The organism is Streptomyces sp. NPDC058534 (assembly GCF_042717365.1).
Classification (GTDB): Bacteria; Actinomycetota; Actinomycetes; order Streptomycetales; family Streptomycetaceae; genus Streptomyces.
In genome coordinates this window covers 12,635-27,456 of the sequence record NZ_JBHXNW010000001.1, presented here as the reverse complement: position 1 = coordinate 27,456, position 14,822 = coordinate 12,635, and the positions used below count along the sequence as shown (strand labels likewise).

General features: G+C 69.3%; 11 protein-coding genes. 1 reads left to right on the top strand and 10 read right to left on the bottom strand.

The annotated features are described in order from the left end of the window. Nucleotides 1–79 precede the first annotated feature (79 nt). From rodA to ACFWR9_RS00085, 9 genes are all read right to left on the bottom strand, one after another. The gene (rodA, locus tag ACFWR9_RS00125) at nt 80–1,279 is read right to left on the bottom strand and encodes a rod shape-determining protein RodA (RefSeq protein ID WP_383833039.1); all 1,200 of its coding nucleotides are present in this window, start codon (nt 1,277–1,279) and stop codon (nt 80–82) included. Continuing rightward, nucleotides 1,276–3,573, bottom strand: coding sequence for a penicillin-binding protein 2 (mrdA, locus tag ACFWR9_RS00120; protein ID WP_383833036.1), 2,298 nt, complete (start codon nt 3,571–3,573; stop codon nt 1,276–1,278). Before mrdA ends, rodA begins: the two co-directional genes overlap by 4 nt. A gap of 104 nt (nt 3,574–3,677) precedes the next feature. Beyond that, nucleotides 3,678–4,349: a rod shape-determining protein MreD gene (mreD, locus tag ACFWR9_RS00115; protein WP_383833033.1), complete on the bottom strand. Its 672-nt coding sequence runs from the start codon at nt 4,347–4,349 to the stop codon at nt 3,678–3,680. A 13-nt stretch (nt 4,350–4,362) separates the two neighbouring features. Next, complete coding sequence (mreC, locus tag ACFWR9_RS00110) at nt 4,363–5,436, bottom strand: rod shape-determining protein MreC (protein ID WP_383833030.1); 1,074 nt, start codon at nt 5,434–5,436, stop codon at nt 4,363–4,365. A 201-nt stretch (nt 5,437–5,637) separates the two neighbouring features. Continuing rightward, nucleotides 5,638–6,657, bottom strand: coding sequence for a rod shape-determining protein (locus ACFWR9_RS00105; RefSeq protein WP_383833027.1), 1,020 nt, complete (start codon nt 6,655–6,657; stop codon nt 5,638–5,640). Nucleotides 6,658–6,975: 318 nt separating this feature from the next. Then, nucleotides 6,976–7,389, bottom strand: coding sequence for a nucleoside-diphosphate kinase (ndk, locus tag ACFWR9_RS00100; protein ID WP_383833025.1), 414 nt, complete (start codon nt 7,387–7,389; stop codon nt 6,976–6,978). A 128-nt stretch (nt 7,390–7,517) separates the two neighbouring features. Further along, entirely contained in the window at nt 7,518–7,874 is a 357-nt protein-coding gene (locus tag ACFWR9_RS00095) for a DUF4233 domain-containing protein (protein ID WP_376348902.1), read from the bottom strand. Nucleotides 7,875–7,880: 6 nt separating this feature from the next. Continuing rightward, on the bottom strand, nt 7,881–9,404 hold the full coding sequence (locus ACFWR9_RS00090; RefSeq protein ID WP_383833022.1) for a bifunctional folylpolyglutamate synthase/dihydrofolate synthase: 1,524 nt from the start codon (nt 9,402–9,404) through the stop codon (nt 7,881–7,883). A gap of 184 nt (nt 9,405–9,588) precedes the next feature. After that, nucleotides 9,589–12,240 carry a valine--tRNA ligase gene (locus tag ACFWR9_RS00085; RefSeq protein WP_383833019.1) on the bottom strand — a complete coding sequence of 884 codons (2,652 nt, stop codon included), beginning with the start codon at nt 12,238–12,240 and terminating at the stop codon, nt 9,589–9,591. 137 nt (nt 12,241–12,377) lie between these two features. Here ACFWR9_RS00085 and ACFWR9_RS00080 point away from each other — a divergent pair, with 137 nt between their 5' ends. Next, a complete protein-coding gene (locus ACFWR9_RS00080) occupies nt 12,378–13,379 on the top strand; it encodes a hypothetical protein (protein WP_383833016.1) in 1,002 nt (333 codons plus the stop codon). Between the two features lie 75 nt (nt 13,380–13,454). On the opposite strand, the gene clpX is transcribed toward ACFWR9_RS00080, so the two are convergent. Continuing rightward, nucleotides 13,455–14,741, bottom strand: coding sequence for an ATP-dependent Clp protease ATP-binding subunit ClpX (clpX, locus tag ACFWR9_RS00075; RefSeq protein WP_122620118.1), 1,287 nt, complete (start codon nt 14,739–14,741; stop codon nt 13,455–13,457). Between the last annotated feature and the right edge of the window lie 81 nt (nt 14,742–14,822).

Here is a 14,822-nt window from a genome sequence, read left to right as displayed (position 1 = left end):
AACCTTCGTGTGCTGACAAGGGGGACCATCCAGCCTAACCCGGCGAAGACGGTCCCCCGTACCGACCAGGGGCCCGGGCTCAGGCGGACATCGGTCTCTGCACCGTGATCGACTGGAGCAGCCCGACCGCCATCCACACGGCGAACATGGAAGAGCCGCCGTAGGAGACGAAGGGCAGCGGCAGACCGGTGACCGGCATGATGCCGAGGGTCATGCCGATGTTCTCGAAGGTCTGGAAGGCGAACCAGGCGACGACCCCGGCGGCGACGACCGTGCCGTACAGGTCGGGGGTGCCGCGGGCGATCTTGCACGCGCGCCAGAGGATGACGCCGAGCAGGGCGATGATGAGACCGGCGCCGAGGAAGCCCAGTTCCTCGCCGGCGACCGTGAAGACGAAGTCGGTCTGCTGTTCCGGTACGAACCTGCCGGTGGTCTGCGAGCCCTCGAAGAGGCCGGAGCCGGTCAGTCCGCCGGAGCCGATCGCGATGCGCGCCTGGTTGGTGTTGTAACCGACGCCGGCGGGGTCGAGGGCCGGGTTGGCGAAGGCGGCGAAGCGGGCGATCTGGTAGTCGTCGAGGACGCCGAGCTGCCACACGGCGAGCGCCCCGGCCGTGCCGGCGCCGAGCAGCCCGAAGACCCAGCGGTTGCTGGACCCGGAGGCGAGCAGGACGCCCAGCACGATGATGACCATGACCATGACCGACCCGAGGTCGGGCATGAGCATCACGATCAGCATGGGCACGGTGGCCAGGCCCAGGGCCTGGAGCACGGTCCGGTGGTCCGGGTGCTGCCGGTCCCCCGCGTCGACGCGTGCGGCCAGCAGCATCGCCATGCCGAGGATGATCGTGAGTTTCACGAACTCCGAGGGCTGGAGGGAGAAGCCGCCGGGGAGCTTGATCCAGGAGTGGGCGCCGTTGATGGTCGAGCCGAGCGGGGTGAGCACCAGCAGGATCAGGAAGACGGAGGCGCCGTACAGGACCGGCACGACGGTGCGCAGGGCGCGGTGGCCGAGCCAGACGATGCCGACCATCAGGGCGAGCCCGATGCCCGTGTTCAGGAGGTGACGGGTCAGGAAGTAGTACGGGTCGCCCTGGTTGAGTTCGGTGCGGTTGCGGGTCGCGGAGTAGACGAGCAGCGAGCCCAGCAGTGACAGCGCGACGGCGGCCAGCAGTATCGGCCAGTCGAGCCGCCGGGCCATGGAGTCCCGGGCGAAGAGCCGGGTCCAGCCGGCCTTCTCGGGGCCGTACCCGGAGACCTGGAAGCTGTTGGCGCCGGTCATGCGCGGGCCCTCCGGCTTCCGTGTCCGCCGCCGGTGCCGCGCCTGCCCGGGCCGCCGCGCCGTCGGCGGCGCCTGGTGTCGCGGTTCTCGGTGTTCTGGTTGGGCGGGGTGGCGCCCTGCTCCTGGCCGTCGACGGGGGCGTACTCCTCCTCGGGGGAGGCCTTCTCGTCGGGCTGGAGGTCCTTGACGACGTCCTTGGGGATCTTCGGCGCGGGGATGGTCCCGTCGGCCTTGACCGTCGGGAGCTTCGCCTGCGGCTGGGGCAGCAGCGCCTTCTTCTTGTCGATGTCGCCGTCGTCCGAGACGCCGTACAGGGCGTCGTAGATGTTGCGGACGGCGGGACCGGAGGCGCCGGAGCCCGTACCACCCTGGGAGATCGTCATGACGATCGAGTAGTCCTCGGTGTACGTCGCGAACCAGGACGTGGTCTGCTTGCCGTAGACCTCGGCGGTACCGGTCTTGGCGTGCATCGGGATCTTGTCCTGCGGCCATCCGACCTGTGCGAACCGCCAGGCGGCGGTGCCGCGGCTGGCGACGCCGGCGAGGGCCTCGTCCATCTTGGCCAGGTTGGTCTTGCTTATCGGCAGCTTGCCGTGCGCCTCGGGCTCGATCGCGCTGACCTGCTTGCCGTCGGGGCTGACGACCGCTTTGCCGATACTCGGGTCGTAGAGGGTGCCGCCGTTGGAGATGGCCGCGTAGATGGTGGCCATCTGGATGGGGGTGACGAGGGTGTCGCCCTGGCCGATGGAGTAGTTGATGGAGTCACCGGCGCGCATCTTGTTGCCTTCGAGGCAGTTCTCGTACGCGATCTTCTCGACGTAGGAGCCGTCCTTCTTGCCGGACTTGCACCAGGCGTCCTTGTTGGCCTCCCAGTAGTCCTGCTTCCACTGGCGGTCGGGGACGCGGCCGGTGACCTCGTTGGGGAGGTCGATGCCGGTTTCCTCGCCGAGGCCGAACTGGTGGGCGGCCTTGTAGAAGAAGTCGTTGGGGTCCTTGGGCTTCATGCCGCCGTCCTTCTTCCACTCCTGGTGGGCCAGGCGGTAGAAGACGGTGTCGCAGGACAGCTCCAGGGCGCGGCCGAGGCTGATCGGGCCGTAGCTGGCGGACTCGAAGTTCTTGAAGACCTGGCCGCCGACGTTGTAGGCGCTGGAGCAGTCGTACCTGCCGTCGAAGTCGTAGCCGGCGTTCACGGCGGCGGCCGAGGAGACCACCTTGAAGATGGAGCCGGGGGCCGCCTGGCCCTGGGTGGCGCGGTTGAGCAGCGGGTAGTTGGATTCCTTGCCGGTGAGCTTCTTGTAGTCCTTGGGGGAGATGCCGCCGACCCAGGCGTTCGGGTCGTAGTCGGGGTTGGAGGCCATGGCGACGACACGGCCGGTCTTGGCCTCCATCACCACGACGGCGCCGGCGTCGGCCTCGTAGAGCCGGTTGGTGTTGCGGTCCATCTGCTTGCGGGCGACCTTCATCGCCTCGTTCAGCTCGTACTCGGCGACCCGCTGGACGCGGGCGTCGATGCTGGTGACGAGGTTGGAGCCGGGGGTGCCCGGGTCGGACTCGGCCTCGCCGATGACGCGGCCGAGGTTGTCGACCTCGTAGCGGGTGACGCCGGCCTTGCCGCGGAGCGCCTTGTCGTACTGGCGTTCCAGGCCGGAGCGGCCGACCTGGTCGGAGCGCAGGAAGGGCGAGTCGGTGTCCTGGGCCTTCTGCAGTTCCTCGTCGGTGACCGGCGAGAGGTAGCCGAGGACCTGGGCGGTGTTGGACTTGCCGGGGGCGGCGTAGCGGCGTACGGCCATGGGCTCGGCGGTGATGCCGGGGAAGTCCTCGGCGCGCTCGCGGATCTGCAGGGCCTGCTTGACGGTGGCCTCGTCGGTGACCGGGATCGGCTGGTAGGGCGAGCCGTTCCAGCAGGGCTGCGGGGTCTCGGCGTCGCACAGCCGGACCTTGTCGATGACGTCCTGGGGCTTCATGCCGAGGACGCCGGCGAGCTTGGTGAGGACGGCCTTGCCGTCGTCCTTCATCTTCAGCAGGTCGGTGCGGGAGGCGGAGACCACGAGCCGGGTCTCGTTGTCGGCGAGTGCCACGCCGCGGGCGTCCAGGATCGAGCCGCGGGTGGCGGGCTGGACGACCTGCTGGACGTGGTTTCCGGACGCCTCCTCGGCGTACTCGTCGCCCTGGCGGATCTGGAGGTACCAGAGCCGGCCGCCGAGGGTGGCGAGGAGGGAGAGGACGAGGATCTGGATGACGACGAGCCGGGTCTGGACGCGGGTGCTGCGGCCGGTCTCCGGAATGTTAGTCATGGGCGCAGCCCATTCGGTTGAGGGTGGTGGTGGGCGACGGGTGGGCGTTGGTCACTTCTGGCGCCCTCTCGCGATGTGCTGGTTCCCTGTCTGCTGGCGCGTCGTCACAGCCGCTTGACCCCCTTGATGCGTCCGGCCCGGGCCACGCGTGCCCGCGCGGTCTTCATCCGCAGCCCGCCGCGCTGTCTGCCGATGCGCAGGCCGGTGCCGCCGGAGAGCCAGCCGGAGGAGATGTCGGGGCTCTGGGCGGCGGCGTTGGTGTCGGCCAGCGGGTCGTTCTCGGCGCGCCGGGCGAGCGCCATGATGCCGGGGACGACGAAGGGCGCGAGCAGCAGGTCGTACAGGGCGGCCGTGAACAGCAGGCTGGGCAGGCCGACATGGCGGGCGGCGGTGTCGCCGACCAGGGCGCCGACGCCGGCGTAGAGCAGGGTGGTGCCGACGGCGGCGGCGACGACCACGACCATGGGGCCGGTGGCCGACCTGAGCCGGCCGTTGTCCGGTTTGGCGAGTCCGGCGAGGTAGCCGATGACGCAGAGCACCAGGGCGTAGCGGCCGGCCGCGTGGTCGGCGGGCGGGGCGAGGTCGGCGAGGAGTCCGGCGCCGAAGCCGACGAGGGCGCCGCCGACATGGCCGTAGACCAGGGCGAGGCCGAGGACGGTGAGCAGCAGCAGGTCGGGGACGGCGCCGGGCAGGTGGAGGCGGGCGAGAACGCTGACCTGGAGCACCAGGGCGACGACGACCAGGGCGACGGACAGCAGGATCCGGTTGACGCGCATGGGGTGAGAACTCCTACTGCTCGGTCTGCTCGTTCTGCTCTGTCTGGTCGTTCTGCTGTGACTGCTGGTCCTGTTGCGACTGCTCGTCCTGTTGCGACTGCTGGTCCTGTTGCGACTGCTCGTCCTGTTGCGACTGCTCGTCCTGGCCGTTCTGCGTCTGGCCCTCGGGGTCGGCCCCGGCGGACGGGGTCGCGGTGACCGTCACGGTCGGGGTGGGCTTCGGCTTCGACTTCTCCGGGAGCACCGTGTCCCGCGGGTCCTTCTGCGGGGCCTGGACGACGACGCCGATGATGTCGAGCTTGGTGAAGCTGACGAACGGCGTGACTTCGAGGATGCGGGTGAGGTCGCCGCCGTTGGGGTCGACGCGGGAGACGGTGCCGACGGGTACGCCGGGCACGAACGGCCGGTCGGCCTGGGAGCCGAAGGTGACCAGCCGGTCGCCCTTCTTGACGTCGGCCTTGCCGTTGAGGAGCTCGACCCGCAGCGGGCGGCTGCCCTGGCCGGCGGCGAAGCCGAGTTCGTCGCCGGACTCCATCCGGGTGCCGACGGTGAAGTCCGGGTCGTTGGCGAGCAGTACGGTGGCGGTGTTCGGGCCGACGGTGGTGACGCGTCCGACGAGGCCGTCGCCGTTGAGGACGGTCATGTCGCGCTTGATGCCGTCATTGGCACCGATGTCGATGGTGATGGTCCACGAGAAGCCCTGGGCGGCTCCTATGGCGATGACCTGGGCACCCTTGATCCCGTACTGACCGGCGCCGGCCAGCCCGAGCATCTTGTCGAACTGCTTGAGCCGGCTGCGGCCGCGCTCGTCGCTTCCGAGTTTCGCCTTCAGGGCCGCGTTCTGCGTCTCCAGCTCGGCGAGGCGGTCGTGCCGGTCGCCGGAGTCGCGGATCGCGGAGACCGCGTTGCCGACCGGGTCGACCGCGGACGACACCCCGTTCTCGATCGGGCCGAAGACGGTGGCCGCGGCCTGCCGGGCACCGTCGACCGGCGAGTCCTCCCCACCGCGGATGTCCACCGTGATCAGCGCGAACGCGACGGCGATCAGCAGTACCAGGAGCAGCCGGCTCTCTTTCGTGTCCCTCACGTGCGGCGGCCGTGCCTTCCTCGTCGAAATTCGGGAATCTCGGAATTTACGTTGCTGTGTTCAGGAATTCAGGTGATTCGGCACTTCGCGGTACGTGCGGTGCATCGTGCGCTTCAGGTACGTCCGGTACTGGAACCCTCTATATCAACGATCCGCCGCACGAGAGGAGATCGTCTCGTACGGCGGAACCGAAGTGTTACGTCATCTGCGGGGCGAGGCGTCCAGCACCTGCTGGAGCGCCTCGAACTCCTCGACGCACTTGCCGGAGCCGAGCGCCACGCTGTCCAGCGGGTCCTCGGCGATGTGGATCGGCATTCCGGTCTCCCGGCGCAGCCGCTCGTCGAGCCCGCGCAGCAGCGCGCCGCCGCCGGTCAGGACGATGCCCCGGTCCATGATGTCGCCGGACAGCTCCGGCGGACACTTGTCGAGGGTCGTCTTGACGGCGTCGACGATCGCGTTGACCGGCTCCTCGATCGCCTTGCGCACTTCGGCGGCGGAGATGACGACGGTCTTGGGCAGGCCGGAGACCAGGTCCCGGCCGCGGATTTCGGTGTGCTCGTCGGAGTCGAGGTCGTACGCGGAACCGATCGTGATCTTGATCTGTTCGGACGTGCGCTCACCCAGCAGAAGGCTGTACTCCTTCTTCACGTGCTGGATGATCGCGTTGTCCAGCTCGTCACCCGCGACGCGGATGGACTGGGCCGTGACGATGCCGCCGAGCGAGATGACCGCGACCTCCGTGGTGCCGCCGCCGATGTCCACCACCATGTTGCCCGTGGCCTCGTGGACCGGCAGGCCGGAGCCGATGGCCGCGGCCATGGGCTCCTCGATGATGTGCACCTGCCGGGCGCCGGCCTGGGACGACGCCTCGATGACGGCGCGGCGCTCGACGCCCGTGATGCCCGAGGGCACACAGACGACGACCCGCGGACGAGCCAGATACCGCCGCTTGTGGATCTTCAGGATGAAGTAGCGGAGCATCCGCTCGGTGATCTCGAAGTCGGCGATGACGCCGTCCTTCAGCGGACGCACGGCAACGATGTTGCCGGGCGTGCGCCCGATCATCTTCTTCGCTTCGGCGCCGACCGCGAGGATGCCACCGGTGTTGGTGTTGATCGCGACGACGGACGGCTCGTTGAGTACGATCCCGCGACCCCTGACGTACACCAGCGTGTTGGCGGTCCCGAGGTCGACAGCCATGTCACGGCCGATGAACGACATTGAGTTCCCCATCAGGATTCGACTGGCCTTCCCAGGAGCTTTTGAGGGCTTTTCAGGTAGGCGAAGTGGGTGCAGTGACGCGTGGAGGCTTCTATCGTAGACGCGCTTTCGCGAACACTGCGCGAGGGTCTTCGCCATTGTCAGCAGATGGCGCACCGCCTCGCTTGTGGAGACGGGCCAACGGTGGGATCCGTTCCCCCGATCAGGCGCGCATATGCCATAGGGCGGCCGCTTTTGACGCGACCGCCCCCTGCTCCGCCTGGGCCGTTCGACTGACGTGCTGTCAGAAAAAGGGTGTCCGGCGGTCCCGGAGAGGACTCAGACCCGGCCCGGGAAGAAGATCTTCAGCTCGCGCTCGGCGGACTCCTCGGAGTCGGAGGCGTGGATCAGGTTCTCCCGGACGATGACACCGAAGTCACCGCGGATGGAGCCGGGGGCGGCGGCGATCGGGTCGGTGGGGCCGGCCAGCGCGCGCACGCCCTCGATGACCCGCTCGCCCTCGACGACCAGGGCGACGACCGGGCCGGACGCCATGAACGCGACCAGCGGCTCGTAGAAGGGCTTGCCCTTGTGCTCGCCGTAGTGCTGCTCCAGGGTCTCGGCGTCCAGGGTGCGCAGTTCCAGCGCGGTGATCTGCCAGCCGGCCTTGCGCTCGATACGGCTGATGATCTCGCCGGTCAGGCCACGACGGACGGCGTCGGGCTTGAGGAGGACGAGGCTGCGCTGCGTCACGAGGGGCTCCCTTGGAGGTGTGCGGTTGTGCGGGTGATGACTGAGGTTACCGGGCGTGTCGCCGCGCCGGTCACGCAGCGTCAGGTGGCTCCCGGGGCGCCCGCACGGGCGATGCCCCGGAGGCCCGCTCAGGCTGCGTCGGGCGCGGCGGCCTCGGCCTGGGCGGCGAATCTCGCCTTGGCCTCGTCGATCTTCCGCCCGTAGTGCACGGAGGCCCACCACAGGGCGGCGAAGACCGCCCCCAGGAAGAACATCGTCGGCACGACGAAGCCGGAGGCGATCAGGGCGATCTGGAGCGCCCAGCCGAGGGCGACGCCGCCCGGCCGGGTCACCGCTCCGCACAGCGCCACGCACAGGAACATGGCGATGCCGCTGACCGTCCACACCGTCCCCGTGGACAGGTCCGGGTCCTTCATGGCGACCAGGCCGGCGAAGCCGATCACGAAGACCTCGCCGATCAGAGTGGAAGCACAGAGCGTACGCACGGTTTCTCAGCCCCTCCCCAGGAGCAGTCGGGCCTCGCCGACGGTGATGACGGAACCGGTGACGAGGACACCGCCGCCCGCGAACTCGCCCTCCTCCTCGGCCAGCGTGATCGCGGCCTCCAGGGCGTCCGGCAGCCGCGGCTCGACCTGGACGCGGTCCTCGCCGAACACCTCGACGGCGATCCCGGCCAGCTCGTCGGCGTCCATCGCGCGGTGGCTGGAGTTCTGGGTGACGACGATCTCGGCGAAGACCGGCTCGAAGGCCTCCAGGAAGCCCCGTACGTTCTTGTCGCCGCTCGCGCCGACCACGCCGATGAGCCGGCTGAACTCGAACGCCTCCCCGACGGCCTCCGCGGTGACCCTGGCGCCGGCCGGATTGTGCGCGGCGTCGAGGACCACGGTCGGCGAGCGCCGCACCACCTCCATCCGCCCGGGCGAGGCGACGGCGGCGAACGCCTTGCGGACGGTGTCGACGGCCAGCGGCTCGGGACGCTGCGCGCCGACGCCGAAGAACGCCTCGACGGCGGCCAGCGCGACGGCGGCGTTGTGCGCCTGGTGGGCGCCGTGCAGCGGCAGGTAGACCTCGGGGTACTCGCCGCCGAGACCGCGCAGGGTCATCAGCTGCCCGCCGACGGCGACCTGCCGGGAGACGACGCCGAACTCCAGCCCCTCGCGCGCGACGGTGGCGTTGACGTCCACGGCCTTCTTCAGCAGCACCTGCGCCGCGTCCACCGGCTGCTGGGCCAGGATCACGGTGGCGTCCTGCTTGACGATGCCGGCCTTCTCGGTCGCGATCTCGCCGGGCGTCTCGCCCAGGCGGTCGGTGTGGTCCAGGTCGATGGGGGTGACCACGGCGACGTCCCCGTCGATGACGTTGGTCGCGTCCCAGGAGCCGCCCATCCCGACCTCGACGACGGCGACGTCCACGGGCGCGTCGGCGAACGCGGCGTACGCCATGCCGGTCAGCACCTCGAAGAAGGAGAGCCGGTACTCCTGCTGCGCGTCGACCATCTCGACGTACGGCTTGATGTCCTCGTACGTCTCGACGAACCGCTCGGCGGAGATCGCGGCGCCGTCCAGGCTGATCCGCTCGGTGACCGACTGCACGTGCGGCGAGGTGTAGCGCCCGGTGCGCAGCTCGAAGGCGCCGAGCAGGGCCTCGATCATGCGGGCGGTGGAGGTCTTGCCGTTCGTCCCCGTGATGTGGATGGAGGGGTACGAGCGCTGCGGGTCGCCCAGTACGTCCATCAGCGCGGCGATCCGGGCGACGGACGGCTCCAGCTTGGTCTCGCCCCAGCGGGTCGCGAGCTCCGCCTCGACCTCGCGCAGGGCCTTGTCCACCTCGGGGTCCTCGGGACGCCCCGGTACGTCGGCCTGCGGGGGGCCGCCCTGGGTGCGCAGGGTGCGGCTGCCGGCCTCGATGACGGCGAGGTCGGGGTCGCGGGTGGTCTCCGCGTCGATGATCTCTTCGAAGGGGTCGGTGGGGTCAGCGGGGTCGGGCTGGTCGTTCTCGCCGGGGTTGTCACTCACGGGTCCCAGTCTACGGAGGTCGCCGACGGTGGGGTGGTTGAGGTCCCGTGGCGTGTGCCGGCCCGTCGTGGCTTGTCGCGCCCACGCGGCGGAGCCGCAAATCGATACAGCCCCGCGCCCCTTAAGGGGCGTGAAGGCTCCCGGCGCCTGCGAGGGTGCCGGGAGCCTTCATTGACGTATGGCGTTACGCCTGCGGCAGCTTTTCCAGTTGGGTCTGGATTCGGGTGATGTCCTCGTCGGCCTTGGTCAGGCGGCCTCGGATTTTGTCCACCACGTTGTCCGGGGCCTTGGCGAGGAACGCCTCGTTGCCGAGTTTGGCGTTGGCCTGGGCCTTCTCCTTCTCGGCGGCGGCGAGGTCCTTCGCGAGCCGCTTGCGCTCGGCCGCGAAGTCGATCACGCCGGAGAGGTCGAGGGCGACCTCGACGCCCGCGACCGGGAGTGTGGCCGTCGCCGTGAAGGCGTCGCCCTCCGGCTGGAGGCGGAGCAGCTGGCGGACGGCCGCCTCGTGGGCCGCGAGGGGGCTGCCCGCGAGCGTCAGCCGGGCGGGGACCCGCTGGCCGGGCTGGAGGCCCTGGTCGGCGCGGAAGCGGCGGACCTCGGTGATCACCGACTGGACGGTCTCGATCTCCCGCTCGGCGTCCGCGTCCCGGAAGCCGCCCGGGGCGTCAGCCCCAGGAACAAACACAGTGGACGGCCAGGAGGCGATCACGACCGACTCACCACCGGTGAGGGTGGTCCACAGGGTCTCCGTGACGAAGGGGACGACCGGGTGCAGCAGCCGCAGCGTGACGTCCAGGACCTCGCCGAGGACGCGCTTGCTGACCTCGGCCGCCTCGCCGCCCGCCTGGAACGTCGTCTTGGACAGCTCGACGTACCAGTCGAAGACCTCGTCCCAGGCGAAGTGGAACAGGGCGTCGGACAACTTCGCGAACTGGTAGTCCTCGTAGTACGCGTCGACCTCGGCGACGACCGTGTTGAGGCGGGAGAGGATCCACCGGTCGGTCGAGGACATGGCGGACGCGTCCGGCAGCGGGCCGTCCACCGTCGCGCCGTTCATCAGCGCGAAGCGGGTGGCGTTCCAGATCTTGTTGGCGAAGTTCCGGGAGCCCTGGACCCAGTCCTCGCCGATCGGGACGTCGGTGCCCGGGTTGGCGCCGCGCGCGAGGGTGAACCTCAAGGCATCCGAGCCGTACTTGTCCATCCAGTCCAGCGGGTTGACGACGTTCCCGAAGGACTTGGACATCTTCTTGCCGTTCTGGTCACGGACCATGCCGTGCAGGGCGATGGTGTGGAACGGCGGGGTGCCGTCCATCGCGTAGAGGCCGAACATCATCATCCGGGCGACCCAGAAGAAGAGGATGTCGTAGCCGGTGACCAGGACGGAGTTCGGGTAGAACTTCGCGAGCGACTCGGTCTGTTCGGGCCAGCCGAGCGTGGAGAACGGCCACAGGCCGGACGAGAACCAGGTGTCGAGGACGTCGGAGTCCTGACGCCAGCCCTCGCCGCTGGGCGGCTCCTCGTCGGGACCGACGCAGACGACCTCGCCGTTCGGCCCGTACCAGACGGGGATGCGGTGGCCCCACCACAGCTGGCGCGAGATGCACCAGTCGTGGAGGTTGTCGACCCAGTCGAAGTACCGCTTCTCCATCTCCTGCGGATGGATCTTGACCTTGCCGTCGCGGACCGCGTCGCCGGCCGCCTTGGCCAGCGGGCCGACCTTGACCCACCACTGCATGGACAGGCGCGGCTCGATGGTGGTCTTGCAGCGCGAGCAGTGGCCGACGCTGTGGACGTAGGGGCGCTTCTCGGCGACGATCCGGCCCTCGGCGCGCAGCGCGGCGACGATGGTGGAGCGGGCCTCAAGACGGTCCAGGCCCTGGAAGGGGCCGTGGGCGGTGATGACGGCGTGCTCGTCCATGACCGCGATGGCGGGCAGGTCGTGGCGCCGGCCGATCTCGAAGTCGTTGGGGTCGTGGGCGGGCGTCACCTTGACGGCGCCGGTGCCGAACTCGGGGTCGACGTGCTCGTCGGCGACGACGGGGATCGAGCGGTCGGTGAGCGGCAGCTTGATGAGCTTGCCGATCAGGTGCTTGTACCGCTCGTCCTCGGGGTGGACGGCGACGGCCGTGTCACCGAGCATCGTCTCCGCGCGGGTGGTGGCGACGACGATCGTCTCGTCCCCGTCCCCGTACTTCATGGAGACCAGCTCGCCGTCGTCGTCCTGGTACTCGACCTCGATGTCGGAGATCGCGGTCAGGCAGCGCGGGCACCAGTTGATGATGCGCTCGGCGCGGTAGATCAGCTCCTCGTCGTGGAGCCGCTTGAAGATGGTCTGGACGGCCCGGGAGAGGCCCTCGTCCATCGTGAAGCGCTCACGGGACCAGTCGACGGCGTCGCCGAGGCGGCGCATCTGGCCGCTGATCTGACCGCCGGACTCGCCCTTCCACTGCCAGACGCGCTCGACGAACGCCTCACGGCCGAGGTCGTACCGGGACTTGCCCTCCTTGGCCAGCTCCCGCTCGACGACGTTCTGCGTGGCGATGCCGGCGTGGTCCATGCCGGGCTGCCACAGCGTCTCGTACCCCTGCATGCGCTTGCGGCGGGTCAGGGCGTCGATGAGCGTGTGCTCGAAGGCGTGCCCGAGGTGCAGGCTGCCGGTGACGTTAGGCGGGGGGATGACGACGGTGTACGGAGGCTTCTCGCTCTTGGCGTCGGCCTCGAAGTAACCCCGTTCTACCCAGCGCTCGTACAGCTGCCCCTCTACATCGGCCGGCGCGTACTGGGTCGGCAGTTCGGTGCTGGGTGCTGGCTGCGGCTGCTGAGAGTTCTCGGTCACGGGGGTCAGTTTAAGGGCGTCACGGCCCTGTCCCGAAACGCGTTTCTTCTGTAACGGTGCGGCCCCCGGTGACCTGCGCACGCCAGGTCTGAGTCAGGATGTCAGCATCACGTAAGCATCTGGAGGGGAACCCAGGAATGAGTCACAACCAGCCGGGCCCGTACGGCGGGCAGCCCCAGCAGCCCGGACCGTACGGCCAGCCGGGCCCGTACGGCCAGCAGCCGCCGCAGGCCCCTCAGCCCGGCTACGGCTACCCCCAGCAGACGCCCCCGCCGCAGCAGCCGGGCTACGGCTACCCGCAGCAGCCCCAGCAGGGCGGCGTCCCGCCGCAGACCCCTCCCTACGGCCAGCAGCCCCCGTACGGCCAACAGCCGCCCTACGGCCAGCAGCCCCCGTACGGCCAGCAGCCCTACGGCATGCCCCAGCCCCCGGCGCCGGGCGGCGGCAAGAAGAAGACCGGCCTGATCATCGGCGCGGTGGCGGTCGTGGCGGCGATCGGCGTGGGCGCGTACTTCGTGCTGGGCGGGGGCGGCGGCGCGGGCGGCCTGGAGGACGACGGCGCGCACAAGCTGACGACGCCGACGACGGTCCTGAGCGACTACACGCGTGCCGGTGACGAGTCCGCGCCGTCCTCCGAGAGCGATGCGAAGGACCTCGCGAAGACCGGGATCGAAGACGGCAAGGGGGTATCCGGGTTCTACTCCACTGCGGACCTCAGCGACTACGACCCCTCGGACCCGGAGACCGCTCCCGACCCGAGTGAGATGGCGACGGCCAAGGGCATCACCTTCCTCGGCGGCTACGGGAAGATCTCCGACCCCGACGCGACTCTCGACAAGTTCTTCGCGGAGTTCAAGAAGCAGTCCGAGAAGAGCTCTTCGTCGGGCAGCGGAACGGGCGGCGGCAAGGTGGTCGGGGAGCCCGAGTCGGTCGACATCGACGGGGCGGTCATGAAGTGCCAGGGGGTGGAGGGGAAGAACCCGCTCACCAAGAAGGAGAAGACCGACTGGATCTGCGCGTGGGCCGACTACAGCACCGCCGCGGTCGTTTCCCCCGGTGACGCCACCAAGGGCGTGACGAAGGACGTCGCCGTGGACATCACGACCAAGCTCCGCGAGGAGATCCGCGTCAAGGCCTGAGACAGGCGGACAGCTGAAGGGGCCCCGGTCGGGAGTCGACCGGGGCCCCTTCGGCGTCTGTCGTACGTACGGCGGTTACGCCGTCTTCTGCTCGCCCGAGCCGCGCCCCCGCGAATCCCGGGGGATCAGCGTCGGGTTGACGTTGGAGAGGACCACGTCGGCGGTGATGACGACGCGGGCGACGTCCTTGCGGGACGGGACCTCGTACATCACGCCCTGGAGGACCTCCTCCATGATGGCGCGCAGGCCGCGGGCGCCGGTCTGGCGGAGGATGGCCTGGTCGGCGATGGCCTCCAGGGCCTCGCGCTCGAAGTCCAGCTCCACGCCGTCGAGTTCGAAGAGGCGCTCGTACTGCTTGACGAGGGCGTTGCGCGGCTCGACCAGGATCTGGAGCAGGGCCTCGCGGTCGAGGTTGTGGACCGAGGTGATGACCGGGAGCCGGCCGATGAACTCGGGGATCATGCCGAACTTGACCAGGTCCTCCGGCATGACCTGCTCGAACTGGTCCTTGGACTCGATCTCCCGCTTGGAGCGGATCTGCGCGCCGAAGCCGATGCCCTTGGCGCCCGCCCGGCCCTCGATGATCTTCTCCAGGCCGGCGAAGGCACCGCCCACGATGAACAGGACGTTCGTCGTGTCGATCTGGATGAACTCCTGGTGGGGGTGCTTGCGGCCGCCCTGCGGCGGGACGGAGGCCGTGGTGCCCTCCAGGATCTTCAGCAGGGCCTGCTGGACGCCCTCGCCCGACACGTCGCGCGTGATGGAGGGGTTTTCACTCTTCCGCGCGACCTTGTCGATCTCGTCGATGTAGATGATCCCGGTCTCGGCCTTCTTGACGTCGTAGTCGGCGGCCTGGATCAGCTTCAGCAGGATGTTCTCGACGTCCTCGCCGACGTACCCCGCCTCGGTGAGCGCCGTGGCGTCGGCGATCGCGAAGGGGACGTTCAGCATGCGCGCCAGGGTCTGCGCGAGGAGGGTCTTGCCGGAGCCCGTGGGGCCCAGCAGGAGGATGTTGGACTTCGCCAACTCGATGGCGTCCTCGCGGCCTTGGGCGCCGCCGTTCTCACCGGCCTGGACCCGCTTGTAGTGGTTGTACACCGCGACGGAGAGGGCCTTCTTGGCCGCCTCCTGGCCGACCACGTAGCCCTCGAGGAACTCGTAGATCTCGCGGGGCTTCGGAAGCTCCTCCCAGCGCACCTCGCTGGTCTCCGCGAGCTCTTCCTCGATGATCTCGTTGCAGAGATCGATGCACTCGTCGCAGATATAGACACCGGGCCCTGCGATGAGCTTCTTGACCTGCTTCTGGCTCTTGCCGCAGAACGAGCACTTGAGCAGATCGCCGCCGTCACCGATGCGTGCCACGGTGTGCTTCCCCTTCGCCTGGGAGACTCCTGGACGTCGACCTGACGTCAACGTGCAGCGGACTCCTGGTGCTGCCTTATG